Consider the following 25,722-nt stretch of genomic DNA (forward strand, 5'->3'; position numbering starts at 1 on the left):
TGAGATCGTTCCAGACCATGATCACGAATCGGCCACCGTGTCAGGAGCCCGCTCGGTCCGCCTCCTGGCGGGTCCGCCGGTACGCGCGGGGCGGCAGGCCGTACTCCTGCCGGAACGCCCGGCTGAAGTGGAACGGGCTGACGAAGCCGGAGGCCGTCGCCACCTGGCCCACGTCCATGTCCGTGGCCTCGAGGAGGCGGGCCGCGTGCCGGATGCGGGCCTGGCGGACGGCCCGCATCGGCGGCGCGCCCGTCTCGGACGTGAACAGGTGCGCGAAGCGGGACGGCGACAGGGCGACGGCGCGCGCCAGCGAGGCGACCGAGTGCGGGGCGCCGGGCTCGGCGGCGATCAGCGCGAGCGCACGGCGCACCCGGGGGTCGCCGCCCCGCCCGTCACCGCCACCGCCGCCACCGTCGCCGCCACCGTCGCCGTCACCGGGGCGGCGGGCCGAGGCGGTGGCCAGTACCAGCACCTCCTCGACCGCGCCGAGCACCAGCTCCCGAGCCGCCGCCGACCCGGCCACGGCCCCACTCGCGTCCCGCTCCATCTCCGCGTCCAGCGCCGTCCCGGCGTCCCGCTCCATCTCCGCGTCCAGCGCCGTCCCGGCGTCCCGCTCCATCTCCGCGTCCAGCGCCGTCCCGGCGTCCGACGCCGTCTCCGGGGCCCACGCTCTGTCCCCAACCCGGGCCCTCACCGCACCGCCTGACGTCTGCTCGCCACGTGATGCCTCCGCGCCGCCTGGGGCCGCGCTCCGCCCTGCCACCGGCCCCGCTTCGCCGACCGGTGACCCGGCACCGCCCGCCGGTGACCCGGGGCCGGTGGGGCTCGCATGACGCGCCCCCGCCGGCTCGGTGACCTCACGCCGTGCGAGATCGGCGCCGTCCGGCCGTGCGAGGTCGGCGCCGTCCCGCCGTGCGAGACGGGTGGCGTCCGGCCGTGCGGGGTCGGCGGGGGGAAGCCAGCGGGCGTCGCGCAGCGCGCGGCGGAACGCCTGGTCGAGCCGTTCGTGCAGGGCGACCGGTACCCCCGCCACCAGGTGGCAGCCCGCCGCCCGCGCGTACGGCGCCAGCCACCCCGGCCACGACGGGCGCGGCTGGAAGTGCGCCCACCAGAAGCGCCACCGCTCCGCCCCCGGCGCCACCCGGTAGTGCTGTGCCGCGCCCGAGGCCAGCACCACCAGGTCGCCCGGCCCCGCCGTGAACGACGCGCCGCCCTGCTCCACCAGCCCCGACCCCGCCTGCGTCCACATCACCAGCCAGCTCGGCGAGCCGCCCGGCCGGCGCGTGACGTACCCCGGCGCCCGGTCGAAGTGGCCCACGATGATCAGCTCCGCGGCAGGAACGGACATGTCGTCAGCGGTCACGGGCATACCTTTCACCGGCCTTGCTTCCTAGCGTGAGAAGCATGACGCTCACCACCTTCCACGACCAGGGGTACGCCGTCGTGCCCGGACTCTTCACCGCCGCCGAGGCCGCCGAGCTGCGCGACGCGTTCATGGACCTGCACGCCGCAGGCCCCATACCGGGACATTTCCAGCCCAGGCCGCAGGAGCCCGGCCAGCCGTACGACATCCTGCGCGACTATCCGCGCGTCATGCACCCCCACCAGGTGAACGACCTCGCGCTGCGCCGCCTCCTCGACCCGCGCATCGCGGAGATCCTGCGCGAGCTCCTGGGCGAGGAGCCGATAGCAGCCCAGAGCATGTTCTACTTCAAGCCGCCGGGCGCGCGCGGGCAGGCGTTGCACCAGGACAACTTCTACCTCAAGGTCGAGCCGGGCACCTGCGTGGCCGCCTGGATCGCGCTCGACCGCATCGACCGGGAGAACGGCGGCCTGGAGGTGGTGCCCGGCACGCACAAGATGGACCTGTTCTGCCCGGAAGAGGCTGATCTGGATGTGTCGTTCACCCGGGAGTACGTCCCGCCGCCGCCCGGCCTGGAAGCCGTGCCGGTGGACATGGAGCCCGGCGACGTGCTGTTCTTCAACGGCAGCCTGGTCCACGGGTCGGGGCCCAACACCACGGCCGACCGCTTCAGGCGCAGCTTCATCTGCCACTACGCGGGCCGTTCCGCCGAGCGGATCTCCGTCCACTACCCGACGCTGACGATGTCCGGCGAGCCCGTCGCGCTGGAGCCCGCCGTCGGCGGCGGCCCGTGCGGCACGGACACGACCGGCCCGCACTAGCCGCCGGGGCCGGGTCAGCCGCCGGAGGTGTCGGACTCGGCGTCGTCGGGCACGGCGCCGTCCCACGGGTCGTCCAGCCAGCCGTCCGGCAGCTGCACCTTGCCCCGCTCGCCGGACTTGCCGCGCGGCGTGTCGGTGTTCGGCGGCCACGGCTGGTCGTGGTCGAGCCGCGCGAGCCCCTCGCGGAGCTGGTCGAGCGACTCGGCCGAGGCCAGCTCCCGCCGCAGCTCGCCACCCACCGCGAAGCCCTTGAGGTACCAGCCGACGTGCTTGCGGAAGTCGGCCACCGCGTACCGCTCCACGTCGAAGCACTCCACCAGCCCCTCGGCGTGGCGGGCCATCATCGCGGCCACCTCGCCGAGGGTGGGCCGGGCCCGTTCGGCGCTGCCGTCGAAGGCGTTGGCCAGGTCGCGGAACAGCCACGGCCGGCCCAGGCATCCGCGTCCCACGACCACGCCGTCGCAGCCGGTCTCGGCGACCATGCGCAGCGCGTCGTCGGCGCACCAGATGTCGCCGTTGCCCAGCACCGGGATCTCCGGCACGGCCTCCTTCAGCCGGGCGATCGCCGACCAGTCGGCCACGCCGCCGTAGTGCTGCTTGGCCGTGCGGGCGTGCAGCGCGATCGCCGCGACGCCCTCCTCGGCCGCGATGCGGCCCGCGTCGAGGTAGGTCAGGTGGTCGTCGTCGATGCCCTTGCGCATCTTCATCGTCACGGGCAGGGATCCCGCGTTCGCGACGGCCGCGCGCAGGATGCGCCGCAGCAGATGCCGCTTGTACGGCAGGGCCGAGCCGCCGCCGCGCCGGGTCACCTTGGGCACGGGGCAGCCGAAGTTCAGGTCGATGTGGTCGGCCAGGTCCTCCTCGGCGATCATCCTGGCCGCCCGGCCGACCGTGTCGGGGTCCACCCCGTACAACTGGATGCTGCGCGGCGACTCCGACTCCGCGAACCTGACCATCCGGAGCGTCTTGGGGTTGCGCTCGACCAGCGCCCGCGTGGTGATCATCTCGCACACGAACAGCCCGCCGCCCTGCTCGCGGCAGAGCACCCGGAACGGCGCGTTCGTGATGCCCGCCATCGGCGCCAGCACGACCGGCGGCCACACCCCCATCGCCCCAATCTTCACCTGGACATTTGTAGCGCAGGTCCGGCCATGACCGGTATTCGCCGATAGGCTGGGAACGGCATCTTCGCAGGGGAGGGGAAGGATGCTGCTTCGCGTCCGCATCGCGCTGCCCGACCGTCCGGGGTCGCTGGCCGAGGTCACCCGGGTTCTCGGGGCGGCGGGGGCCGACATCACCCAGGTCACCGTCCTCGACCGGGGCGCGGGGCAGGCGGTCGACGACATCACCGTGTTCTGCCCCGAGGGCACCCCCAAGGACGCCCTGCGCAAGAGCCTGGAGGGCATCGACGGCGTCGCGGTCCAGGGCGTCTGGACCACCCGCGAGGCGCCCGGCACCTATCCCGAGCTGGAGATCCTCAAGTACATCACCACGGCCGGCGACCGGGCGCTGACCACCCTCGTCGACTCGCTGCCCGTGCTGTTCAGCGCCGACTGGGCGGCCACGGCCGCCGAGCACGGCGTGCTGTACGCGAGCTGGCGGGCGCCGCAGAAGGTGCCGCTGCCGGAGACCGTGCCGCCCCGCCCCGCGGCGGCCACGCTGGAGGGCGGCCTGCACGTCATCCACGCGCCGCTGCCGCCGCTCGCGCTCACCCTGCTGCTGGCCCGCTCCGACGGGCCGGCCTTCCACCGCATCGAGGTCCACCGGCTCACCCGCATCCTGGAGATCTTCCTCAGCCTCCCGGCGACGGAGCGCAGCGTGGCCCGCCAGCTCCGCAAGTAGCCCCTCGCGGCGCTCCCCGAAGAGCCTTCGCGGCGCTCCGGGCGCGCGTGGAGTGAGCATCCGGTCGGAAAACCCGCTAGAGTAGTCGGGCAACGCGGAAGTGGCTCAGTGGTAGAGCATCACCTTGCCAAGGTGAGGGTCGCGGGTTCGAATCCCGTCTTCCGCTCGGAGTTGGCCTCGGTGGAGTGGCCGAGAGGCGAGGCAGCGGCCTGCAAAGCCGTCCACACGGGTTCAAATCCCGTCTCCACCTCCAAGGACGATTAGCTCAGCGGGAGAGCGCTTCCCTGACACGGAAGAGGTCACTGGTTCAATCCCAGTATCGTCCACCACGCCGACTTCATGGCGAACGAAGCCCCAGCTCACGGCGGAAGCCGGGAGACTGGGGTTTTTCGCTGTCCCGGGTCGCTCACTCCAGCGGCTGCTCCAGCCAGTACGTCATGCGGGCGAGACCGGCGGATTCGAAGAAGGCCAGCGCACGCTCGTTGAAGGCCCAGACGTCGGTCATCATGCGGGTGCAGCCCACCTCCCTGCCGGCCGCGCGGACCGACTCGACCAGGGCCGTGCCCACTCCGGCGCGGGCCAGGGCGGGATCCACGGCGATGTGGTCCACGAAGATCACGTTCCGGGGGTGCACGAGCGCGTCTCCCGGGTGCCGGCGGACGGTCGCCGTGACGTAGCCGACGGCACGTCCCGCGGACTCCGCGACGAACCCGAAGGTGTCCTCGCGTTCGAGGAAGGCGCGGAAGATCGGCACCAGTTCGTCGGCCGACGAGGGCGTGCGGAAGAAGTCGGGCCGGTTCTCCACGTGGAGGGCGTGCACGAAGTCGTTGAGCTCGGCCAAGGTGGCGGCATCCGCCGGCGTCGCGGGGCGGACCCGCACGGGTTTCGTCATGCCTCAGAGGATGACCTTGGCCGGCCCCCGGCACCATCGGATGTCGTCGCCTGCTCGCCGAAGGCGATCACGATGTACCGGCCGTTGGCGTAGCTGACCACGGGACGCCCGAGCAGGTCGCCCACCCTGCGGGCCACGCCCTGGAACAGCTCCACCATCTCCGGCGTGTCGGCGCTCACCCGGAACCGGCCGCCGGACCTGAGGTGCTCGGCGACGAGGGGGACGAAGTTGGCCTCGGCTCGGACCTTCTCCTCCGCGCTGAGCGGGGTGTGCCGGGCGGCGGGCTGCGTGCCGGGAGGGCGCATCGCTGGTCTCCTCATGATCGCCGGGGGTTACAGCATGCCATCCGTGCGCCCCTCGGACCAATCGGGTGTTGACCTCGATCTATATCCAAACCTCTATGGATCTGTCGCCTATATCACTATTGGACAACTTCGTCCGGCGTCTGGTCTGCTCTTCTGCGCACGGAGATCGCAACGAACGACATGGAGCTGTTGAATGCGGCATATACGGAAAGTCCTGACGAGGCTGGGAGCGCCGCTTCTGGCGGTCTCCACGGCGTTCGCCGGGACCGTCATCGGCACGGGACCGGTCGCCGCCGCCGAGCGGGTCACGGCCACCGCCCAGCCGCCCGGCGTCGCGCCCGGCGACGTCGTCAAGCGGCTGCGCGAGCTGGAGACCGCCTACCAGGGGCGCATCGGCGCGTTCGCCCTCGACACGGGCACCGGCAAGACCCTCGCCTACCGGGCGCACGAGCGGTTCCCCAGCCGTTCCACGTTCAAGGCGATCCTGTGCGGAGCGATCCTCGACAAGGCCCGCCGGACCGACCCGGGCCTGCTGGAGCGGACCCTTCGCTGGACGAAGGACGACGTCGTCGCCGACTCGCCGGTCACCGGCCTGCAGGAGAACATCGACAACGGCATGACCGTCGAGCGGCTGTGCCACGCGGCCATCACGGTCAGCGACAACACAGCCGGTAACGTCCTGCTCAAGCAGATCGGCGGACCCGCCGGGCTGACCCGGTACTACCGCTCCCTCGGCGACCCGATCGGCCGGCTGGACCGCTGGGAGCCCGAGCTCAACGTCTGGAAGCCGGGCGAGAAGCGCGACACGATCATGCCCGCGCTCATGGCGCGCAACCTCCAGAAGATCACCCTGGGCGGCGCCCTGAAGGCCGAGGACCGGGACCGGCTGAACGGCTGGCTGCGCGCCAGCGTCACCGGGACCAAGCGCATCCGCGCCGGGCTCCCCGCCGACTGGACCGTCGGCGACAAGACCGGAGGCGCCGCCGGAGCGTACGCGCCGGGCAGTGACATCGCCGTCGCCTGGCCGCCCACCGGCGCGCCGATCGTCATCGCCGTCTACACCAACCGCACCGACCCGGACGCCACCATGGACAACGGCGTGGTCGCCGCGACGGCGTCCGTGCTGGCGCGGGGACTGGGCAGGATGCCCTGACCGGCCCCCGGCGTCCTCAGGAGGCCGAGTCGTCGAAGCTGGCGTAGTAGGAGGCGGCCATGTCGTCGCCGCCGTGGCCCTGGGCGGCGGCCCGGCGGAAGCGCTCGGCGCCGGCCGCCGCCACGTCGAGCCGGACCCCGGCTCCCTCGCCGGCCTGGACGATCAGCCGGGCGTCCTTCTCCGCCGTGGAGACGGCGAAGCTGGGTGAGCTGAGGTCGCCGTTCAGGATGAGCGCGGACTTGGCGCGCAGGTAGCCCATGTCGAGCGGGCCGCCCTCGACCGCGTCCAGCAGGCCCTGCGGGTCCACCCCCAGGGCCTTGGCGAGGGACAGCGCCTCGGCCGTGCCGTGGGTGACCGCCAGGACCCAGCTGTTGACGACCAGCTTGAGGCGCGTCGCGCTCGCCTGCGCGCCGTCCTCGCCGGTCCACACCGTACGGCTGCCGACGGCCTCGAAGACCGGCTCGACCTGGTCGCGCGCCCCGGCGGGACCCGCCGCCAGCACGACGAGCTGCCCGGCCTCGGCCGGCTGCTTGGTGCCGAGCACCGGGGCGTCGAAGAACGCCAGCCCCTGCTCGCGGGCGAAGGCGGACAGCTCGCCGACGGCCTCGACCCCGGCGGTCGTCGACTGCACCCACGCCATGCCGGGACGCAGGGACGGCGCCGCCTGGCGCATCGCGTCGAGCGTCGCCGGGCCGTCGTACAGGATGGTGAGCACGACGTCGGCGCCCTCCACCGCCTCGGCCGGGGTGCCGGCGACGTGGGCGCCGTCGGCGGCCAGCGGTTCGGCCTTGGCGCGCGTCCGGTTCCAGACGCGGACCCGGTGGCCCGCCCGGGCGAGGTTGCGGGCCATGGCGGCTCCCATGATCCCGGTGCCGAGAACGCTCACGGTGATGGCGTCGGCCATGACCACCTCCTGCTGCTGCCGGTGCCACACGGTGGCGGATCCGGTGCGATCCGATGCCCTTCGACCGTATCGGACGCCCCGACCGGACCCGGTCAGCGGCCCGCCGGCTGGGGGAGGGGCAGCGAGGGGCCTGCGTCCGGCGTGAACAGGTGACGGTCGAGATGGTCCACCGCGTAGTCGATGGCCCCCATCACCACGCACTCGTCGCCCAGCGCCGACGCCCGCACCTCGGGGGTGCGCAGGCACGCCCGCTCCAGCCGCTCGCGCAGCGGCCCGAGCAGCACGTCGGCCGAGCGGGAGAAGCCGCCGCCGAGCACCACGACCTGCGGATCCAGCAGCAGGACCATCGCGGCCGTGCCCACCGCCAGGTCGTCCACGTACCGGCCGACGGCCGCCAGGGCCGCCGGGTCGCCGTCGCGGGCCGCCGCCAGGGTGAAGCCGGCCGCGTCCTCCTCGGGCGTGCCGGGCGGGACGACCGCGCAGGTGTTGAGGTGGTCGGGCGCGTCGTACCAGCGGGCCTCCGGCAGCATGACGATCTCGCCGGCCGCCGCGCCGAACCCCCGGTGGACCTTGCCGTCGATGATGAGCCCGGTGCCCATGCGCCGTCCCACGTGCAGGAACACCACGTCACGGGCTCCCCGGGCGGCGCCGCGGCGGGCCTCGGCGAGGGCGGCCAGGCGGCTGTCGTTCTCCACCAGCACCTCGCACGGGAACATGCGCGCCAGCTCGCCCGCCAGGTCGAGGCCGATCCAGGCGGGGATCGCGGCCGAGAACTGCACGCGGCCCTCGGGGGAGACGACGCCCGTGGTGCCGGCCGCCACCAGCCACAGGTCGGACGCGGCCCGGCCGCTGAGCGCCAGGCAGCCGGACACCGCGCGCTCGATCGCGGCCAGCCGCTCCTCCAGCGGGTCGTCGGGGCGTACGGGCTGGCGGGTCTCGGCGAGGATCTCGCCGTCCAGGTCGGAGAGCGCGGCCCGGATGTTGTGCCCTCCTATGTCCACCCCCACGAGGTGCCCGCAGTCGGCGCGGAAGCGGTAGCGGCGGGCCGGCCGGCCCATGGTGCCGGGGTTCGGCGGCACCTCCTCCACCCAGCCCAGCCCGGTCAGCTCGTCCACGACCTCCTTGGTGGACGGCCGCGACAGGCCCGTCCGCTCGGCCAGCGCGGTGAGGGTGAGCGGCCCGGCCTCGCGCAGCGCCCTGATCGCGGCCAGCGCGTTGAGCTGCCTGAGCCGCGACAGGTCGCCGCCGCGGACGTTCGCCATCGCCGCTCCTAATGTAGGTCTCCTCTGTAACTGGCCATTATGCCAGCGTTCACCAGCCGGAGCACCCCGCGTAGTGGGCGTCCATATCGTGCAATATCGGGCATTGACCCTGCGGAGCGCGCGGTGCTACTAATGAAGCGCTCCTTCGTAAGTATGAGAGAGATGAGGGACCCGATGCCGTTCGCGGAGGTCGGCGAGATCAGGTGCGATCCGGAGCGGGGCCGGGTCTTCGAACACGGCTGGCAGTCGTGGAGCCCCACCGGTTCCTACCGGCTCGGCGAGACCCCGCCGCGCCCGGCGGACCGCAACGTCCAGACGCTCTGCTACCGCCCGGAGACCCCTGTCCCCGACGGCGTCTTCCAGGGCGAGGGCCTGCTGGCGATCGACCCGGGGGACGGGCCGGTCGAGGTCTGGTCCGCGCCCGGCCCGCTGGAGGTGCCCTCCATCCGGGCCCGCCGCGAGGGCGGCCGGCTCGTCGTCTCGGCCGACGGCCCCGTACGGCACACGCGCGCCGCCGACCTGGACACGGCCCTGCGCGCGTGGGCCGCCGCGACGGCGGAGGGACACGCGCCCGGCGCGTTCCCCGCGGTGCCGCCCATGTGGTGCACCTGGTACGGCTACTGGGACAAGGTCACCGAGACCGACGTCCTGGACAACGTCCGCCTGCTGGAGCGCCACCGGCTGACGGCCGACATGATCCTCATCGACGACGGCTACGAGGCCGGCATCGGCGACTGGCTCGACCCCCGTCCCGGGTTCGGCTCGCTGGAGCGGGCCGTCGGCGCCGTCACCGGGACGGGCCGGCGGGCCGGCATCTGGACCGCCCCCTTCCTGGCCGGCCACCAGAGCCGCCTGTACCGGGAGCACCCCGACTGGATGGTCCGCGGCGCCCACGCCGGCCGCATGTGGGACCAGGACCTCGCCGTCCTCGACGTGACCCACCCCGACGCCGCCGCCCACCTCGTGGGCGTCTTCCGCGCCTTCGCCGCGCTCGGCATCACCCACTTCAAGCTCGACTACCTGTACGCGGGGGCGCTGGCCGGCCGGCGGCACGAGGACCTCGACCCCGTCGCCGCGTACCGGCGCGGCCTGGAGCTGGTGCGCGAGGGCGCGGGACCGGACGCCACGCTGCACGGCTGCGGCGCGCCGATGCTGCCCAGCCTCGGCCTGGTCGACATCATGCGCGTCAGCCCGGACATCGCCCCGACGCTGCACCCGCGCTCGGGCGACATCAGCCAGCCGTCGCAGCTCGGCGCCCGGCTGACCGGCGCGGCGCGCGAGTTCCTGCACGCCCGGTGGTGGGTCAACGACCCCGACTGCCTCATCGTCCGCCCCGAGGTCGAGGCCCGCGAGCAGTGGGCCGCGCACGTCGAGGGCAGCGGCGGGCTGCGCGGCTCCAGCGACCCGATCGCCGCCCTGGACGCCTGGGGTCTGGAGACCACCCGCCGCCTGCTGACGCCCACCCGGACGGACCCGTCGTGACGGGCCGGCGCCGGCTCGGCGACTGGTACGCCTACCTGTTCATCGGGCCCAGCCTGCTCGGCGTCGTCGCCTTCCTCCTGCTGCCCGTCGTCATCGTGTTCGCGCTCAGCCTGTTCCGCTGGGAGCTGCTGTCGGCGCCCGTCTTCGTCGGGCTGGAGAACTACGCCCGGCTGGCGGGCGACGGCGAGGCGTGGCACTCGCTGTGGGTCACGGTGCTGTACGTCCTGCTGTGCATCCCGCTGCAGACCGTCCTCGCCCTGGCGCTGGCCCTGATGCTCGACCGGCGGATCAAGGGCGTGCGGATCCTGCGGTCGCTGTTCGTCATCCCCTGGATGGCCACCCCGATCGTCATGGGCCTCGTCTGGGACTGGATCTTCGACCCGCGGGACGGCGCGCTCAACCGGGCCCTGGACCTGGTCGGCGTCGCCGGACCCGACTGGCTGTCCGACCCCGCCTGGGCGCTGCCCGCCGTGGCGCTGGTCAACATCTGGCAGCACACCGGCTACACCATGCTGTTCTTCCTGGCCGGCCTCCAGGGCATCCCCAAGGAGCTGTACGACGCGGCCGCCACCGACGGCGCCACCCCCGCCCAGCGGTTCTGGAAGATCACGTTACCCCTGCTCAACCCCACGATGTTCTTCGTCACGGTGACGAACCTGATCGGCGCCTTCCAGGCGTTCGACACCATCTTCGTGATGACCGACGGCGGGCCGGGCGGCAGCACCGACGTGCTCAACTTCCGCATCTTCGGCACCGCGTTCCGCGAGTTCGACTTCGGCTACGCCTCGACCCTGTCCATGCTGCTGTTCGCCGTCATCCTCCTGGTGACGCTGGCGCAGGTCAGGTTCTTCGGCCGCCGCACCACCTACGACCTGAGCTGAGGGAGCACCGGTGACGAGACCGTTCAGGCGGACGGCGCTGTACGCCGCGCTCGCGGCCGGCGCGTTCGTGTCCGTCTTCCCGTACCTGCTGGTCGTGCTGACGGCCTTCAAGACGCGGCGCCAGCTCAGCACCACCGAGCCGTGGCTGCCCGGCCTGCCGCCGTCCACGGCCAACCTGGCCGAGATCCTCGGCGGCGACTTCCCCCGCTTCCTCGCCAACACGGTCGTGATGACGGCCCTGCTCACGCTGGGGCAGCTCGTGTTCACCACGTTCGCCGCCTACGCCTTCGCCCGGCTCCGCTTCCGGGGCCGCGACGCGCTGTTCTGGCTGTACGTGGCCACGATGATGGTGCCGAGCGCGGTCACGGTCATCCCGCTGTTCCTCATCATGCGCGAGCTGGAAGCGGTCAACACCTGGTACGGCCTGCTCGCCCCGTACATCCTCGGCACCCCGTACGGCATCTTCCTGATGCGGCAGTTCTTCAAGAGCCTGCCCGGGGGCCTGGAGGAGGCGGCGCGCATCGACGGCGCGGGACCCCTGACCATCCTGTTCCGCATCCTGCTCCCGCTGTGCCGGCCGGCCATCGGCACGCTGGCCATCATCACCGTGATCTCGTCCTGGAACAGCTTCCTCTGGCCGCTGATCATCACCAGCGGCGACGAGACCAAGGTCGTCACCGTCGCCATCTCCGCCCTCAAGGTCGGCATCGGCGTCGACCGCGGCCTCATGATGGCCGGCGGCCTGATCGCCCTCGCGCCGATGGTGGCGATCTTCATCTTCTTCCAGAAGTACATCGTCCGGTCGGTGGTCCTCACCGGCCTCAAGTGAGAGAGGTCAGCGAATCATGCTCACCCCCCGAATTCGCTGGGCCGCGTCCCTCGCCGGCGCCGCCGTGCTCACCCTGACCGCCTGCGGCTCCGGCGGCTCGGACAGCGCCTCGGGCGGGAAGGTCACCCTGACCTACCGCCTGTGGGACGAGCAGCAGAAGGCCGGCTACGAGAAGGTCATGGCCGCCTTCGAGAAGGCCAACCCGTCGATCGACGTCAAGATCGAGCTGCTGCCGTACGACCAGTACTGGACCAAGCTCACGGCCGACGCCGTGGCGGGCACCGCGCCCGACGTCTTCTGGATGACGCCCACCCAGTTCCCCGAGTACGTCACCAAGGGCGTGCTCAGCCCCGTCCCCGTGGACACCGCGAAGTACCACAAGACGGTGACCGAGGCGTTCACCTACCAGGGCAAGCAGTACGGCATGCCCAAGGACTGGGGCATCGTCGGCCTGCTCTACAACAAGGACCTGTTCAAGAAGGCCGGCGTCGAGATGCCCGACACGCTGACCTGGAAGCCCGACGGGTCCGGCACGTTCCTGGAGACCGCCCGCAAGCTCACCGCCGACGCGGCCGGAAAGCACCCCGGCGACCCCGGCTTCGACCCCGCGAAGATCAAGACGTACGGCTTCCTGTCCTGGAACCACTACCAGACCCAGTGGATGAACTGGGTCAGCAGCAACGGCGGCAAGCTGCTCGACAAGCCCTTCGGCACCTACACCTTCAACGACGACGCGAGCGTGCAGGCCCTGCAGTTCGGCGTGGACCTGGTCAACAAGCACCACGTCTCGCCGCCCGCCACCCGCACCAACCCGCCCACCGGCAAGGCCACCGACATGTTCAAGGCCGGCGAGGTGGCGATGTTCCCCGCCAACAACGCGCTGCTGCCGTTCGTGGTGCCCGACGCCGCGTTCGAGGTGGGCGTCGCCCCCATGCCCGAGGGCCCGGCCGGGCGCGCGGTCAACCTCAACGGCCTGGCCGAGGCCGTCTACGCCAAGAGCAAGCACCCCGAGCAGGCGCAGAAGCTGGCCGCCTACCTCGGCACCGAGGAGCCGCAGAAGCTCATGGCCGACGAGGGCTACGTCTTCCCCGCGCTCAACGGGCTCGCCCAGGGCTACGTCGACCACTGGGCCAAGACGGCCAAGCTCGACGTGTCCGCCTTCGTCAAGGAGGCCGAGGGCACCACGTTCCCCCTGCCGGTGACCACCGGGTTCACCGGGTTCGAGACCAAGCTCAACCAGATCTTCAACGAGATGTACCTCGGCCGGCTCACCCCGAAGCAGGCCGCCGACCAGGCGGTCACCGAGGGCAACGCCACCATCAAGTAGGGAGCCCCCCAACCATGATCACCCGGCGTGCGTTTCTCGCCGGGGGCGCCGGCCTGGGCGCCGCCGCCGCGCTGGGCGTCCCGCCCGCGCAGGCGACGGCCGCCCGCACCCTTCGCCGCGCCCCCTTGTCCGACCCGTTCCGGCTCGGCGTCGCCTCCGGCGAGCCGCTCCCCGACGGCGTGGTCCTGTGGACCCGCCTGGCCCCCGACCCGCTGGCCGCCGACGGCCTCGGCGGCATGCCGTCCCGGCCCGTCGCCGTCCACTGGCAGCTCGCCAAGGACGAGAACTTCCGCCACGTCGTCCGGCAGGGCGTCGAGACGGCCCGGCCGGAGGAGGCCCACAGCGTCCACGCCGAGCCCGGCGGCCTCCAGCCGGGCGCCGAGTACTTCTACCGCTTCCGGGCCGACGGCGAGATCTCGCCCGTGGGCCGCACCGTCACCGCCCCCGCCCCGGGCACCCGCAGCCGGGCGCTCAACCTCGCGTTCACCTCGTGCGCCGACTACCAGACCGGGTGGTTCACCGCGTACCGGCGGATGGCCGAGGACGAGCCCGACCTGATCGCCTTCCTCGGCGACTACATCTACGAGTACGGCGACTACAAGTACCCGGTGCGCGACCAGGCCGGCGGCGAATGCCTCGACCTGGCCGGCTACCGGTTACGCCACGCCCAGCACAAGGCCGACCCCGAGCTCCAGCTCGCCCACGCGGTCGCGCCCTGGGCGGTGGTCTGGGACGACCACGACATCGAGAACGCCTGGGCCGGCGACGTGCCCGAGCAGCCCGACCCGCCGTTCCTCAAGCGCCGCGCCGACGCCTTCCAGGCGTACTACGAGAACATGCCGCTGCGCCGCGCCCAGCGGCCGCAGGGCTCGTCGCTGCGGCTGCACCGCACGCTGCGCTGGGGCGCCGTCGCCAACCTGCACCTGCTCGACACCCGGCAGTACCGCGACCTGTACGCCTGCACCGGCAGGAGCGGCACGGTCGGCCCCGACTGCGCGGAGCGCCTGGCGCCCAACCGGACGATCCTCGGCCAGGAGCAGGAGGCGTGGCTGGAGAGCCGGCTCAAGGAGTCGGGCGCCACCTGGGACCTGCTGGGCCAGCAGGTGTTCATGATGGAGATGGACTGGACCAACGGCGCGGGCAAGGGCTACTCCAACGAGGGCTGGGACGGCTACGTCGCCTCCCGCGACCGGCTCACCGCCGCCATCGAGGCCACGAAGCGCAACGCCGTCGTCCTCACCGGCGACGTCCACTCCCACTGGGCCGGCGAGGTGAAGCGCAGCTACCAGGACCCCGAGTCGAAGTCCGTCGCCGTCGAACTGGTCACCACGTCGGTGACCAGCGCCGGCGACGGCCTGGACGAGTACCCCAACACCGGGGTCCTGCTGGCCGAGAACCCGCACGTGAAGTTCTTCAACGGCCGCCGCGGCTACGTCCGCGCCAAGCTCACCGAGCGCGAGATGACGGTCGACTTCCGGTCGCTGTCGCGCGTCACCGAGCCGTACGCCCCGGCCTACACCTCCGGCTCCTTCGTCATCGAGCCCGGCACCCCCCGGCTCAACCAGGTCTGACGGGAACCCCCATGCGCAAGCTCACGGCCGCCGCCGCGGCGGCCCTCCTCACGCTGCCCTTCCTGCCGTCGCCCGGCGCCGCCGCGACGCCGGCCGGCGGCCCCCCGATGGGGTGGAGCAGCCGCTCCCTGGGCTGCTCGGTGTCCGACGCGTCGGTACGGCGGGCCGCCGCCGGGCTCGCCGCCCTCGCGCCCCTCGGCTACCGCCTCGTCCTCCTCGACGACTGCTGGCTCGCCCCGCAACGCGTGGACGGCGCCCTCGCCCCCGACCCGGCCCGCTTCCCCGGCGGCATCAAGGCCCTGGCCGACCACCTGCACGGCCTCGGGCTCAGGCTCGGCCTCAGCCTGTCGGCCGGCACCAAGGCGTGCTCGGGCGGCGGCCCCGGCTCCTACCGCAACGAGAGCGCCGACGCCGAGCTGGTGCGGAGCTGGGGCGTCGACCACGTCAAGTACGACTGGTGCAACATCCCCGCGGCCGACTTCCCCGGCCAGAACGTCCAGCAGATCGCCCAGACGCTCTACCCGCGCATGCGGCAGGCCCTCGGCGACTCCGTCGCCTTCGCCATGAACAACGAGGACGGCAGCACGGTCCCGTGGCTGTGGGCCAAGGACTCGGGGGCGGTCACCTGGCGGACCAACGTCTACAACCGGCCCCTGCCCGACGCCTACTCCTCCATGGTGGACGTCTGGGAGACCAACCAGCTCCGCGTCCAGTACGCCGGCCCGGGCAACTGGGCCGACCCCGACCTCATCCAGGCCGGCCGCGGCGGCATGACGGAGGCGGAGTACCGCACCCAGTTCACGCTGTGGGCCGTGGGCGCCGCCCCCCTCGTCCTCCAGGCCGACCCGGCGGCCGCCCCGAAGACGGTCGTCGCCAACCCCAAGGTGATCGCCGTCGACCAGGACAGCCTGGGCGCACCCGCCCGGCTGGTCCGCAGCGACGGCTGGTACCACGTCCTCGTCAAACCCCTCGACGGGGGCGACCAGGCGGTCGTGCTGTTCAACGAGAGCAACCGGGCGACCACCGTCGCGCACCGGCTGCCCGCCGGGCGCTACCGCGCCGAGGAGCTGTGGAGCGGGCAGGTCGCCACCACCACCGGCGAGCTGTCCGCCCACGTGCCCGCCCACGGCGCGGTGATGTACCGCGTCGGCCCGAGCCGCGAGCAGGCCCCGCCCCTGCTCACCGTGGAGACCGACCCGCCGGCCTTCCTCGGCGACGACCGGCCCGGCATGCTCGAACCCGGCAAGGAGCGCGAGATCGTCACCCGGGTCGTCAACTCCGGCGCCACCGCCCGGGTCCGCGACCTGCGCGTCACGCTCGCCGTGCCCGACGGGTGGAAGGCCGAGGCGCGCACCCCGGCGACCCGGTCCCGGCTCGACGCCGGGGAGACGTTCACCGTCACCTGGGCGCTCACCCCGCCCGCCGGGACCGAGCCGCGCGCCTACGACCTGACCACCACGGCCGCCTTCACGGGCGGGACGGCCACCGGCACGGCCGTCGTGGCCGTCGCCCAGGGGCCGGGGCCGGGCCGCACGTACCTCAGCGACCTGTCGTGGACCTCCGCCAAGAACTACTTCGGCCCCGTCGAGCGCGACACCAGCAACGGCGACAAGGCGGCCGGCGACGGGCGGCCCCTCACGATCGAGGGCGTCCGCTACGCCAAGGGCCTGGGCGCGCACGCGCCCGCCGACATCGAGTTCTACACGGGCGGCCGGTGCCGGAGCGTGGAGTTCACCGCCGGGATCGACGACGAGGTGGGCGCGGCCGGCTCGGCCGGGTTCGAGGTGTGGGCCGACGGTGCCCGGGTCGCGTACTCCGGCGTGCTGACCGGCGCGCAGCCCGGCAAGAAGGTCACCGCCTCCGTGAGCGGGGCCCGGTTCGTGCGCCTGGTCGCCACCAACGGCGGCGACAACGCCACCTCCGACCACGCCGACTTCGCCGACGCCGCCATCACCTGCGACTAGGCGCCCATCCGCGACCAGGCGTCGCTGAGGAGAAAGAGAGCACATGATCGTTCCCAAGCCCGTCCGGTACGAGCCCCGCCTGGGCCGATGGCTCCTCGACCGCGACACCGCGCTCGCCGCCGACCCGGCGCTCGGCGGGGTGGCCTCCTGGCTGCGGGCCGAGCTCGCCCCGGTGACCGGGGGCGAGCTCCTGCCGGGCGGGCCGGCGACCCCGGGCGCGGGGCCGTCGGGGACGATCAGCCTGGCCCTGGCCGACCTGCCGCCCGAGGCGTACCGGCTGACCGTGGACACCGGCGGCGCCCGCGTCGAGGCGGGCGGCCCGGCCGGGGCGTTCTACGGCGCGCAGACGCTGCGGCAGCTCCTGCCGCCGCGCGCCTACCGCAGGGCGGGGGCTTCCGGCGGCGGCGCCCCGCTGGAGGTGCCGGCCGTCCTCGTCGAGGACGCGCCGCGCTTCGCCTGGCGCGGCTGCGTGCTGGACGTGGCCCGGCACTTCCTGCCCAAGCGGGAGGTGCTGCGCTTCATCGACCTGATGGCCCTGCACAAGCTCAACGTGCTGCACCTGCACCTGACCGACGACCAGGGCTGGCGGGTGGAGATCCGGCGCTACCCGCGGCTCACCGAGGTGGGCGCCTGGCGGCGGGAGAGCCAGGTCGGCTGGGACGGCCCCATGGACGGCCGCCCGCACGGCGGCTACTACACCCAGGACGACCTGCGCGAGATCGTCGCCTACGCCGCCGACCGGCACATCATGATCGTGCCCGAGATCGACCTGCCCGGCCACACCCAGGCCGCCATCGCCGCCCATCCCGAGCTGGGCAACCTCGACGTCCCGCTGGAGGTGCGCACGACCTGGGGCATCGGGGTCAACGTGCTCAACGTCGAGGACTCCACCATCGCCTTCTTCCGCGACGTCCTGGACGAGGTGCTGGAGCTGTTCCCGGGGCCGTACGTGTGCGTGGGCGGCGACGAGTGCCGCAAGGACCAGTGGCGGGCCAGCCCCGCGGCGCGCCGCCGGATCGCCGAGCTGGGGCTGCGCGACGAGGACGAGCTGCAGAGCTGGTTCATCGGCCAGTTCGCCGACCACCTGGCCGCGCGCGGGCGGCGGCTCGTCGGCTGGGACGAGATCCTGGAGGGCGGCCTGCCGCCGGGCGCCGTGGTCGCCTCCTGGCGCGGCGAGCACGGCGCGGTCGCCGCCGCCCGCCGCGGCCACGACGTGATCACCTGTCCCGACACGTCCGTCTACCTCGACTACCGCCAGGGGCCGGGGCCGGAGGAGCCCGCGCCGTTCGGCCCGGTGCTGACGCTGGAGGACGTCCACGCCTTCGAGCCGGTGCCCGCCGAGCTGCGCGGCGACCCGGCCGCCGCGCGCGTGCTCGGCTCGCAGTGCGCGATCTGGACCGAGCTCATCGACTCGCCCCGGCGCGTGGACTACATGGCCTTCCCGCGGCTGGCCGCCTTCGCCGAGACCGTGTGGAGCCCCGCCGGGCGCGACCTGCCGGAGTTCCGGGAGCGGCTGGCGGCGCACCTGCCCCGGCTGGACGCGATCGGCGTGGAGTACCGGCGCGAGGGCGGGCCGCTGCCCTGGCAGAGGCTGCCCGGGGTGCCGGGACGCCCGGAGGACGCCGCCGCCTGGCAGGCCAAGATCGACGCCTGGACCCGCAACATCCGCGAGCCCTAGCGGTCCTCCCGCGTCACACGTCCACGGGGCCGCCGCTGCGCCAGTACACGTTGTCCTCGCGCGACAGCAGGCCCTCGTCGACCAGGTAGCGGCGCAGCGCGGCGTAGTCGTCGTGGAAGGCGCGCAGCGTCACGTTGACGTCCTTCTCGGCGTAGCGCACGCCCGGCTCGAACAGCCGCGCGATGTGGCGCAGCACCACCAGGCGCTTCTCCCGGCGCATCGGCATGGTGCGCAGCCTGCCGTCGACGAGGAACGTCCGCAGCAGGCGCTCCTCCTCGCTCACCGGGGCGGGCGCCTCCGCGAGCCGGCGCAGCAGCTCGCGGAAGCGCTCGGGGGTGGCCCGCCATGTCCCGTCCTCGCCGCGGGCGGCCAGGCCGCCGCCGGCGAGCCGTTCGAGCGCCTTGGGCGGCTGCTCGCCCTCCACGCCGAGCACCAGGGACGCGAACGCGCGCAGTGTGTCCTCCTGCGCCAGCAGGCCGAGGGTTCTCCGGATGTCCTCGTCAGTCATTCGTACTATTTTGAACCATGCTGATCAGTCTGGTGTTAGCCGCCGCCGTCTCCATCCCCAACGGGTTCCTCCTGTACGACAAGGCCGCCTCGGTCAAGGACGACGACCCCGAGACGAGCTGGAGCGTCAGCGGCAAGAAGAGCGCCCCCCTCGTGGTGGGCCCGTGCCAGCGGCCCGGGCTGGGCCAGTCCGGACGGGCCGCGGCCAGGACCATCGTCTACACGGCCGTGCCCGACTACTCCAAGTCCGAGCAGGTCGTCCTGTACGCCTCCGAGGCCGCCGCGCGCCGGGCCATGAGCGACCTGCGCGCCGCCGCTGCGGCCTGCCGCACCGGCGGCTACCGTTACGCCGTCGCGCCCCTGGCCCTGGGAGACGAGGCCGTGACCGTGTCCGGCCAGAGCTACCAGGGCGGCAAGCCGGCCATCGGCGGCGAGCGGGCCGTGGTCGTCCGCCGCGCCGACGCCCTGGTCCTCTACACGCGCGCGGGGGAGTGGGGCAGGCCAGCCAAGGCGGACTACCGGGAGCAGATCAAGGACGCCCGGCGGATGCTCGCCAAGATCTGCACCGTCGCACGGTGCGAAATGTCCCGATCTTGAGACATTCTCATGACGCCATCTGTACTCACTCTCCGCGAAGATTGATGAACAGGCGTGTGCCGGAACGCCGTTGCCAGTCCGTTCCGGCACACGGCTATCTCCCCCGTCGTCCTGCCACGACGGGGGACGTCGAGCCCGGCGTCGGCCCGGGGGCCGCCGGGCTCCAAGCGCGTCCGGCACGTGGCGCGCGTCCCGCCGATCCAGCGGCCGGAGCGCCCGCATGACGCGGCCGATCGACACGGTGGCCGACACCGTCGAGGTGGATCACTCACAGTTCCTGCTCGCCTCCTGGATGGGCGGCTACGCGGATCCGCCGGGGTGGCCGTCGTGGGACGAGACGGCCCGGCTCGCCGATGCGGACAACTGGTTCGCCGCCACGGCCAACCGCGGGATCGTCATCAGCGATGTGGGCTTCCACAAGGTGAAAGCCGCACTGGAGCTGTGGGATGCCGAACCTCCCGGTGACGGCGAAGGGTGGCATCGCAGCCGGACCGTCCTCTTCTACTCGAGCTCGGGTTTCGCCTGTGTCGACGAGGTGGGCGGTCGCGTGACGTACGCGTTCCTGGACCTACGCATGGAACATCGACAGTGGTGGGTCAGGGCGAGCTCGCGCCCCGGCGACAACCCCCTCTGTCCGGTGGACGCGCTTCCTGAGGGGCTGGAGGTGTGGCGGTTCCGGTTCTGGCCGGTCGTCGCCCCCGATCGCTCCCTCGGCCGGATGCCTCGGCGGCAGGGGCCGTGATCGCCGGAATCCGCCCAGCCCCGCACCGGCGGCTCACGAGGCGAGGCTGGCGGCCAGGACGAGGCTGGCGGCGCCGCGGGCGTGGCCGCTGTCGTCCCACGGCCGCAGAGTGATCTCCAGCCCCGACAGCGCCGCGATGACCCCGTCGTCGACCGCGCGGTGGAAGCCGGGCGCCAGGTACGGCCACAGCACGTGGCTCTCCCCGATGACGGTCAGGGCCCGCACCGCGAGCACGTTGACCACGCCGGCCACGGCCCGGCCGAGGATCTCGCCGGCCTCGTCGAGCAGGTCGCGCACGCCCTTCGCGTCGTCGGCGGCCAGGCGGCGCAGCTCCGCCGGCGGCGGCGGCGCGGCGGCCAGGCCGCGCCTGACGGCCTCGGCGGCGAGCGCGTAGTCCGCGACGTACGCGTCGACACAGCCCCGCCGGCCGCACACGCACGCCGGGCCGTCCGGGCCGGTGGGTACGTGGCCGAACTCGCCCGCCACCCCGTCGGGCCCGCGATGCACCCGGCGGCCGAGCACGATGCCCATGCCCACGCCGTCGCCGATCGCCAGCACCAGGAAGTCGTCGTGGTCGCGGCCGGTGCCGTAGAGCAGCTCTCCGGTGGTGGAGGCCCTGGTGTCGTTGTCGATGAGCACGGGCACCGGCAGGCGCGCGGCCAGCGGCGGCTGGAGCGGCAGGTCGGTCCAGCCCATGCGCGGCGACAGGCGGACGGTCCCGGTGCCGGGGTCGATCACCCCGGGGACGGCCAGCCCGATGCCGAGCACCCGCGCGCCGGTGGCCGGATCGCGCAGCACGTCCTCGCAGGCCGCCGCGAGCTGCCGCACCGGGTCGTCCGCGGGCGAGAACGGCCGGGTGAAGCGGGCCACCTCGCCCCCGTCGAGCCGTGCCAGCACGCCCATCAGGTGGTCGGGGTGCACGCGCAGGCCCAGCGTGTAGGCCGCGTCGGGAACCACCTCCAGCGGCACCTTCGGCCGTCCCCTGCCGCTGACCTGCGGCGGCAGCTCGCGCAGGAAGCCCAGGTCGATGAGGCGGCGGGTGTGCTCCGTCACGGTCGCGGCGCCGAGGCCCAGCCGGGCGGCGATCTGTGACCGGTTGAGCGGCCGTGACCCGAGCATGGCGAGGATCTCCGCCTTGATCAGGTCCTCCCGGTACGGGGGTGGGGGCATACCGCTCATTCTGCCTCTCTTGACGCCTTGCGCATCCCGACCCTAAGGTCAGCCACCATAATAATTTCGCCCCCGAAAAATATCACGGGCGGCGTCCAGGAGGGAGCGCAGATGCACATGCGCAGAGGTGTCCTGCTGGCCCTGGGGCTGGCAGGCGTGATGGTCACCACCGCGTGCGGCGGCGGCGGAGGCACCGGCACGTCGGGCGGCGCCCGCGACACGGGCGGCACCGTCACGCTGGACTGGGAGATGTGGGCCGGCAGCGAGGACGAGAAGGCGCAGCTCGACCATCTCGCCGCGCTCGTCACCCAGAAGCACCCCGCCATCAAGGTCAACCTCCGCACGGCGCCGTTCAACGACTACTTCACCAAGCTCCAGACCGAGTTCGCCGCCGGCAAGCAGCCGTGCGTGGTGTCCATGCAGAGCCTGCGCCTCAGCGCCTACGCCGACCTGCTGGAACCGCTCGACGGCAAGGCCGACGTCCAGGGCTTCGCCCCCGCCGCGCTGCAGGCCCTCAAGCTGGGCGGCAAGCAGCTCGCCCTGCCGTACGACCTGGCCTCGATGCTCCTCTACTACAACAAGGACGCCTTCACCAAGGCAGGAGTGGCCGAGCCGAAGAGCGGCTGGACCGTCGCCGACTTCGAGCAGGCGGCCAAGAAGCTCTCCACCGGCGGCAAGGCCGGGTTCGGCATGTCCTTCGCCGACCTGCACACGCTGTCGATGCTGCTGTCCTACAACGGCGCCCAGCCGGTCACCCCCGACGTGAAGCTGCAGTTCGACAGCCGGCCGATGGTGGACGCCCTCACCTGGTACGCCGGCCTGGCCACCGCCAAGGCGGCGCTGGTGCCCGCCAGCTCCTCCGACGTGGGCTGGGGCGAGACGCAGTTCGTCAACGGCAACGCGATGATGGCGGTCGACGGGTCGTGGAACATCGGCTCGGCCCTCAAGGACGCCAAGTTCGCCGTCGGGTTCGCGCCCCTGCCCGCCGGGTCCGGCGGGTCCAAGACCTACCTCGCCGCCTCCGGCTTCGGCGTCGCCAAGGGCTGCCCGTACCCGGCGGAGGCCGCCCAGGCCGTCTCGGTGCTGACCGGGCCGGACGCCCAGGCCTACCTGGCCGGGCAGGGCCGCAGCTTCCCCTCGCGCACCGACCAGCAGGCCGCCTACGAGGAGTTCCTGGTCAAGCAGGACCCGAAGAACGCCGAGGCGGTGCGCGGCGCCATCGCCTCGGTCAAGGACGGCCTGGCCGGCGGCGTCCCCCTGTTCACCACGAAGAACTGGGACAGCGTCGGCAAGCTCATGGCGCAGTACCTCATCCGGGTCTACACCGGCGACCAGTCGCCCCAGGACGCCCTCGCCACGATCCAGCAGCAGAGCGCCCGAGGCCAGTGAAGAGGCCAGTGAAACCGCGCACGACAGAGCAGTGGAGCGCGCTCGGCTTCGTCACGCCGAGCGTGCTCGGGCTGGGACTGTTCACCCTGTTCCCGGTCGGGATGGCCGTCGTCATGAGCTTCTTCCAGTGGCCCATGCTCGGCACGCGGGAGTTCGTCGGCCTGGACAACTTCCGCTACCTGCTCGGGGAGGACCCCGACTTCCTGTCCGCGCTGCGCAACACCTTCGTCTTCACCGGCCTGTACGTGCCGCTCAACATCCTGCTCGCGCTCGGCCTCGCCTTCTGGATCCACCGCTCGCGCTGGGCGAACCTGTGGCGGGTGCTGTTCTTCGTCCCGGCCATCACGCCCATGGTGGCCAACGCGGTGATCTGGAAGCTGCTCTTCCAGGCCCTCGGCGGGGCGCCGAACGTGCTGGCCGACGGCCGCACCGCGCTGCTCGCGGTGGTCGCGATGAGCGTGTGGCAGGGCTTCGGCTACAACATGATCGTCTTCTCCGCGGCCGTCAACGAGATGTCGCCCAGCGTGCTGGAGGCCGCCTCGCTCGACGGGGCGACCGGGCTGCGCAGGCTCGTCAGCGTGCAGCTCCCGCTGATCTCGCCGGCGCTGTTCTTCGCGGCCACCATGACGATGATCAACGCGCTGCAGGTGTTCACCCAGCCCTACATCCTCACGGCAGGCGGTCCGGGCAACGCGACCGAGACCCTGGTCATGAACGTCTACCAGGCCGGCTTCGAGTCCCGCGACCTCGGGCTGGCCGCGGCGGGCGCGTGGCTGCTGTTCGCGATCATCCTCGGCGTCACGGCCGTGCAGTTCGTGGGCCAGAAACGGTGGGTCCACTATGAGAGCTGAGTCCCCGAGGAGAGCCGGCCGCGTCGTCTCCCACGTCCTGCTGGCCGCCGTCGCCCTGACGTTCCTCTACCCGCTGATCTTCGCCGTCGCCACGGCCCTCAAGCCGCCGGGCGAGACGTTCGGCTCGCCGGGCTCCCTGGTCGGCTCGGAGCTGCGCTGGCGCAACTTCGCCGACGTCTTCGCCTACGTGCCCTTCGAGCGCTACATCGGCAACGGCGTGCTGGTGGCCGGCGCCGGCACCCTCGTAGTGCTGGCCGCCTCCGCGCTGTCGGCCTATGCCTTCGCCGCGTTGCGCTGGCGCGGCCGGGACGGGATCTTCCTGGTCTTCCTGGCCACCATGATGGTGCCGCAGGAGGTGCTGGTCGTCCCCATGTTCCTGCTCATGCAGGCGTTCGGCTGGGTCGACAGCTACCAGGCGCTCATCTTCCCGTGGGCGTTCACCGCCTTCGGCGCGTTCCTGCTGCGGCAGTTCTTCAAGAGCGTGCCGGGCGAGCTGCGCGAGGCGGCGCGCCTCGACGGCGCCGGGGAGGTGCGCGTCTTCCTGCGGGTCATGCTGCCGCTCGCCCGGCCCGCCCTGGGCGTGCTCGCCGTGTTCACCTTCATCGGCTACTGGAACAGCTTCCTGTGGCCGCTCATCATGATCAACGACGTGAACGCCAGAGGCACCGTGCCGCTCGGGCTGCAACTGTTCTTCGGCCAGAACGGCAACCAGTGGCACCTGGTCATGGCCGCCTCCGTCATCTCGATCCTGCCCACCCTGCTGCTGCTCGTCGCGCTGCAGAAACACCTGGTGAAGGGAATCGCCACGGCCGGGCTGGCCGGGCGCTGAAAGGAATCCATGCTCTTCTTCGATCGCCGGACCGGTCCCGACCTCGGTGAGGACGCGCCGCGCTACCCCGACCGACCGGTGCCCGACTGGTACCGGGACGCCAAGTTCGGCGTGTTCGTCCACTGGGGGCTGTACTCGGTCGCCGGGTGGGCGCCGCCCCGCCGGCCGGGCGAGGACGTGCCCGTGGAGCTCGAGTACAGCCACCACCAGTACGCCGAGTGGTACGCCAACACCCTGCGCATCCCCGGCTCGCCGACCGCCGCCTACCACGAGAGCTCCTTCGGCGTCGGCACCTCCTACGAGGACCTGGCCGACGCCTGGACCGCCGAGCGGTACGACCCCGACGGCTGGATGCGGCTGTTCGCCGCGTGCGGGGCGCGCTACGTGGTGCCGACGGCCAAGCACCACGACGGCTTCTGCCTGTGGGACACCGCCACCACCGGCTTCTCCAGCGTCCACCGGGGGCCCCGCCGCGACGTCGTCGCCGAGCTGGCCGGCGCCGCCCGGTCGGCGGGGCTGCGCTTCGGGCTCTACTACTCGGGGGCGCTCGACTGGCACGTGTCGCACTTCCCGCCGATCCGGTCGCTGACCGACCTGTTCACCCACCGGCGCAACGACCCGGCCTTCGCCCGCCACTGCTTCGAGCAGGTGCGGGAGCTGGTCGAGGCGCACCGGCCCGACGTGCTGTGGAACGACATCGACTGGCCCGACTCCGCCAAGGCCGCCGGGCCGTACAGCCTGGCCGAGCTGTTCGAGCACTACTACGACCTCGTGCCGGAGGGAGTGGTCAACGACCGGTGGGGCGTGCCGCACCTGGGCTTCCGCACCCGCGAGTACCGCACCGAGACCGGCACGCCCGCGTGGGCGTGGGAGGCGACGCGCGGCCTGGGCGCCTCGTTCGGCTACAACCGCGCCGAGGACGACACCCACCTCATCGACGCCACCGAGCTGGTCCACCTCCTGGTCGACACCGTCGCCAAGAACGGCAACCTGCTGCTCAACATCAGCCCGCGCGGCGACGGGTCACTGCCCGAGGCGCAGGTCGCCCGGCTGCGCGAGCTCGGCCGGTGGCTGGCCGCCCACCCGGACGCCGTCTACGGCACCCGCCCCTGGCACCGCCACGCCGAGCCGGTGGGGGCTCCGCTGCGTTACACCGTGCGCCCCGACGGGACGCTCAACGTGATCGCGCTCGACCCGGCGCACGGTGATTTCCGCCTGCCCGCCGACCTGCTCGGCCGCCCGGGCGCCCACTGGGGCGAGGGGGCCGCCGAGATCGGCCCGGACGGCACGGTCGTCATCCCGGAGGCCCTGCGCCACCTGCCGGCCGCCGTGCTGACCCTGCCACCGTCCTGACCTCGCCCGG

24 protein-coding genes and 3 tRNA genes are annotated in these 25,722 nt (G+C 72.8%); 19 read left to right on the top strand and 8 right to left on the bottom strand.

The annotated features are described in order from the left end of the window. Positions 1-40: 40 nt before the first annotated feature. Positions 41-1,363: a helix-turn-helix domain-containing protein gene (locus HT134_RS35565; protein WP_175604879.1), complete on the bottom strand. Its 1,323-nt coding sequence runs from the start codon at positions 1,361-1,363 to the stop codon at positions 41-43. Between the two features lie 41 nt (positions 1,364-1,404). Between HT134_RS35565 and HT134_RS35570 the strand changes: the two genes are divergently transcribed. Further along, positions 1,405-2,184: a phytanoyl-CoA dioxygenase family protein gene (locus HT134_RS35570; protein WP_175604880.1), complete on the top strand. Its 780-nt coding sequence runs from the start codon at positions 1,405-1,407 to the stop codon at positions 2,182-2,184. Positions 2,185-2,198: 14 nt separating this feature from the next. Here HT134_RS35570 and dusB read toward each other — a convergent pair whose 3' ends face one another. Then, positions 2,199-3,308, bottom strand: coding sequence for a tRNA dihydrouridine synthase DusB (gene dusB / locus HT134_RS35575; protein ID WP_312888681.1), 1,110 nt, complete (start codon positions 3,306-3,308; stop codon positions 2,199-2,201). An 82-nt stretch (positions 3,309-3,390) separates the two neighbouring features. Between dusB and HT134_RS35580 the strand changes: the two genes are divergently transcribed. From HT134_RS35580 to HT134_RS35595, 4 genes are all read left to right on the top strand, one after another. After that, the gene (locus HT134_RS35580) at positions 3,391-4,026 is read left to right on the top strand and encodes an ACT domain-containing protein (RefSeq protein ID WP_175604881.1); all 636 of its coding nucleotides are present in this window, start codon (positions 3,391-3,393) and stop codon (positions 4,024-4,026) included. Positions 4,027-4,120: 94 nt separating this feature from the next. Beyond that, a tRNA-Gly gene (locus HT134_RS35585) sits at positions 4,121-4,192 on the top strand. A 13-nt stretch (positions 4,193-4,205) separates the two neighbouring features. Next, a tRNA-Cys gene (locus tag HT134_RS35590) sits at positions 4,206-4,279 on the top strand. Between the two features lies 1 nt (position 4,280). Next, positions 4,281-4,355, top strand: a tRNA-Val gene (locus HT134_RS35595). A gap of 77 nt (positions 4,356-4,432) precedes the next feature. On the opposite strand, the gene HT134_RS35600 is transcribed toward HT134_RS35595, so the two are convergent. After that, positions 4,433-4,918, bottom strand: a complete 486-nt coding sequence (locus HT134_RS35600; RefSeq protein ID WP_175604882.1) for a GNAT family N-acetyltransferase — start codon at positions 4,916-4,918, stop codon at positions 4,433-4,435. Then, positions 4,915-5,223, bottom strand: coding sequence for a hypothetical protein (locus tag HT134_RS35605; RefSeq protein WP_175604883.1), 309 nt, complete (start codon positions 5,221-5,223; stop codon positions 4,915-4,917). The genes HT134_RS35600 and HT134_RS35605 overlap by 4 nt, the downstream gene beginning before the upstream one ends. 193 nt (positions 5,224-5,416) lie before the next feature. Here HT134_RS35605 and bla point away from each other — a divergent pair, with 193 nt between their 5' ends. Then, positions 5,417-6,376: a class A beta-lactamase gene (gene bla, locus HT134_RS35610; RefSeq protein WP_175604884.1), complete on the top strand. Its 960-nt coding sequence runs from the start codon at positions 5,417-5,419 to the stop codon at positions 6,374-6,376. 16 nt (positions 6,377-6,392) lie between these two features. Here the strand turns inward: bla and HT134_RS35615 are convergent, their stop codons facing one another. Next, the gene (locus HT134_RS35615; RefSeq protein WP_312888682.1) at positions 6,393-7,481 is read right to left on the bottom strand and encodes an NAD(P)-dependent oxidoreductase; all 1,089 of its coding nucleotides are present in this window, start codon (positions 7,479-7,481) and stop codon (positions 6,393-6,395) included. Further along, positions 7,373-8,542, bottom strand: coding sequence for an ROK family transcriptional regulator (locus HT134_RS35620; protein WP_175604886.1), 1,170 nt, complete (start codon positions 8,540-8,542; stop codon positions 7,373-7,375). Before HT134_RS35620 ends, HT134_RS35615 begins: the two co-directional genes overlap by 109 nt. 162 nt (positions 8,543-8,704) lie before the next feature. On the opposite strand from HT134_RS35620, the gene HT134_RS35625 reads away from it, so the two are divergent. From HT134_RS35625 to HT134_RS35655, 7 genes are read left to right on the top strand one after another with little or no spacing between them, the layout of a single operon-like run. After that, positions 8,705-10,024: a glycoside hydrolase family 36 protein gene (locus tag HT134_RS35625; RefSeq protein WP_217708775.1), complete on the top strand. Its 1,320-nt coding sequence runs from the start codon at positions 8,705-8,707 to the stop codon at positions 10,022-10,024. Beyond that, positions 10,021-10,905, top strand: coding sequence for a carbohydrate ABC transporter permease (locus tag HT134_RS35630; RefSeq protein ID WP_217708776.1), 885 nt, complete (start codon positions 10,021-10,023; stop codon positions 10,903-10,905). Before HT134_RS35625 ends, HT134_RS35630 begins: the two co-directional genes overlap by 4 nt. A gap of 10 nt (positions 10,906-10,915) precedes the next feature. Then, entirely contained in the window at positions 10,916-11,734 is an 819-nt protein-coding gene (locus HT134_RS35635; protein ID WP_175604887.1) for a carbohydrate ABC transporter permease, read from the top strand. A 16-nt stretch (positions 11,735-11,750) separates the two neighbouring features. Continuing rightward, the gene (locus tag HT134_RS35640; RefSeq protein ID WP_175604888.1) at positions 11,751-13,061 is read left to right on the top strand and encodes an ABC transporter substrate-binding protein; all 1,311 of its coding nucleotides are present in this window, start codon (positions 11,751-11,753) and stop codon (positions 13,059-13,061) included. 14 nt (positions 13,062-13,075) lie between these two features. Continuing rightward, complete coding sequence (locus HT134_RS35645; RefSeq protein ID WP_175604889.1) at positions 13,076-14,632, top strand: alkaline phosphatase D family protein; 1,557 nt, start codon at positions 13,076-13,078, stop codon at positions 14,630-14,632. Between the two features lie 11 nt (positions 14,633-14,643). Next, on the top strand, positions 14,644-16,596 hold the full coding sequence (locus HT134_RS35650) for an NPCBM/NEW2 domain-containing protein (protein ID WP_175604890.1): 1,953 nt from the start codon (positions 14,644-14,646) through the stop codon (positions 16,594-16,596). A gap of 43 nt (positions 16,597-16,639) precedes the next feature. After that, a complete protein-coding gene (locus HT134_RS35655; protein WP_175604891.1) occupies positions 16,640-18,274 on the top strand; it encodes a beta-N-acetylhexosaminidase in 1,635 nt (544 codons plus the stop codon). 13 nt (positions 18,275-18,287) lie between these two features. On the opposite strand, the gene HT134_RS35660 is transcribed toward HT134_RS35655, so the two are convergent. After that, positions 18,288-18,782 (bottom strand): DUF2087 domain-containing protein, encoded by a 495-nt coding sequence (locus HT134_RS35660; RefSeq protein ID WP_175604892.1) that lies wholly within the window; start codon positions 18,780-18,782, stop codon positions 18,288-18,290. Positions 18,783-18,799: 17 nt separating this feature from the next. Between HT134_RS35660 and HT134_RS35665 the strand changes: the two genes are divergently transcribed. Continuing rightward, the gene (locus tag HT134_RS35665) at positions 18,800-19,378 is read left to right on the top strand and encodes a hypothetical protein (RefSeq protein ID WP_175604893.1); all 579 of its coding nucleotides are present in this window, start codon (positions 18,800-18,802) and stop codon (positions 19,376-19,378) included. 220 nt (positions 19,379-19,598) lie between these two features. Continuing rightward, positions 19,599-20,120, top strand: a complete 522-nt coding sequence (locus HT134_RS35670) for a hypothetical protein (RefSeq protein ID WP_175604894.1) — start codon at positions 19,599-19,601, stop codon at positions 20,118-20,120. A 33-nt stretch (positions 20,121-20,153) separates the two neighbouring features. On the opposite strand, the gene HT134_RS35675 is transcribed toward HT134_RS35670, so the two are convergent. Next, complete coding sequence (locus HT134_RS35675; protein ID WP_175604895.1) at positions 20,154-21,290, bottom strand: ROK family transcriptional regulator; 1,137 nt, start codon at positions 21,288-21,290, stop codon at positions 20,154-20,156. 111 nt (positions 21,291-21,401) lie between these two features. Here HT134_RS35675 and HT134_RS35680 point away from each other — a divergent pair, with 111 nt between their 5' ends. The 4 genes from HT134_RS35680 to HT134_RS35695 are packed head-to-tail and all read left to right on the top strand — an operon-like array spanning position 21,402 to position 25,712. After that, complete coding sequence (locus HT134_RS35680; protein ID WP_175604896.1) at positions 21,402-22,679, top strand: ABC transporter substrate-binding protein; 1,278 nt, start codon at positions 21,402-21,404, stop codon at positions 22,677-22,679. Positions 22,680-22,687: 8 nt separating this feature from the next. Next, positions 22,688-23,530 (top strand): carbohydrate ABC transporter permease, encoded by an 843-nt coding sequence (locus tag HT134_RS35685; RefSeq protein ID WP_217708777.1) that lies wholly within the window; start codon positions 22,688-22,690, stop codon positions 23,528-23,530. Continuing rightward, positions 23,520-24,359, top strand: coding sequence for a carbohydrate ABC transporter permease (locus tag HT134_RS35690; protein WP_175604897.1), 840 nt, complete (start codon positions 23,520-23,522; stop codon positions 24,357-24,359). Before HT134_RS35685 ends, HT134_RS35690 begins: the two co-directional genes overlap by 11 nt. A 9-nt stretch (positions 24,360-24,368) precedes the next feature. Continuing rightward, complete coding sequence (locus HT134_RS35695; protein WP_175604898.1) at positions 24,369-25,712, top strand: alpha-L-fucosidase; 1,344 nt, start codon at positions 24,369-24,371, stop codon at positions 25,710-25,712. The last annotated feature ends 10 nt before the right edge of the window (positions 25,713-25,722 follow it).

The organism is Nonomuraea rhodomycinica, assembly GCF_013363995.1.
GTDB classification, from domain to species: domain Bacteria; phylum Actinomycetota; class Actinomycetes; order Streptosporangiales; family Streptosporangiaceae; genus Nonomuraea; species Nonomuraea rhodomycinica.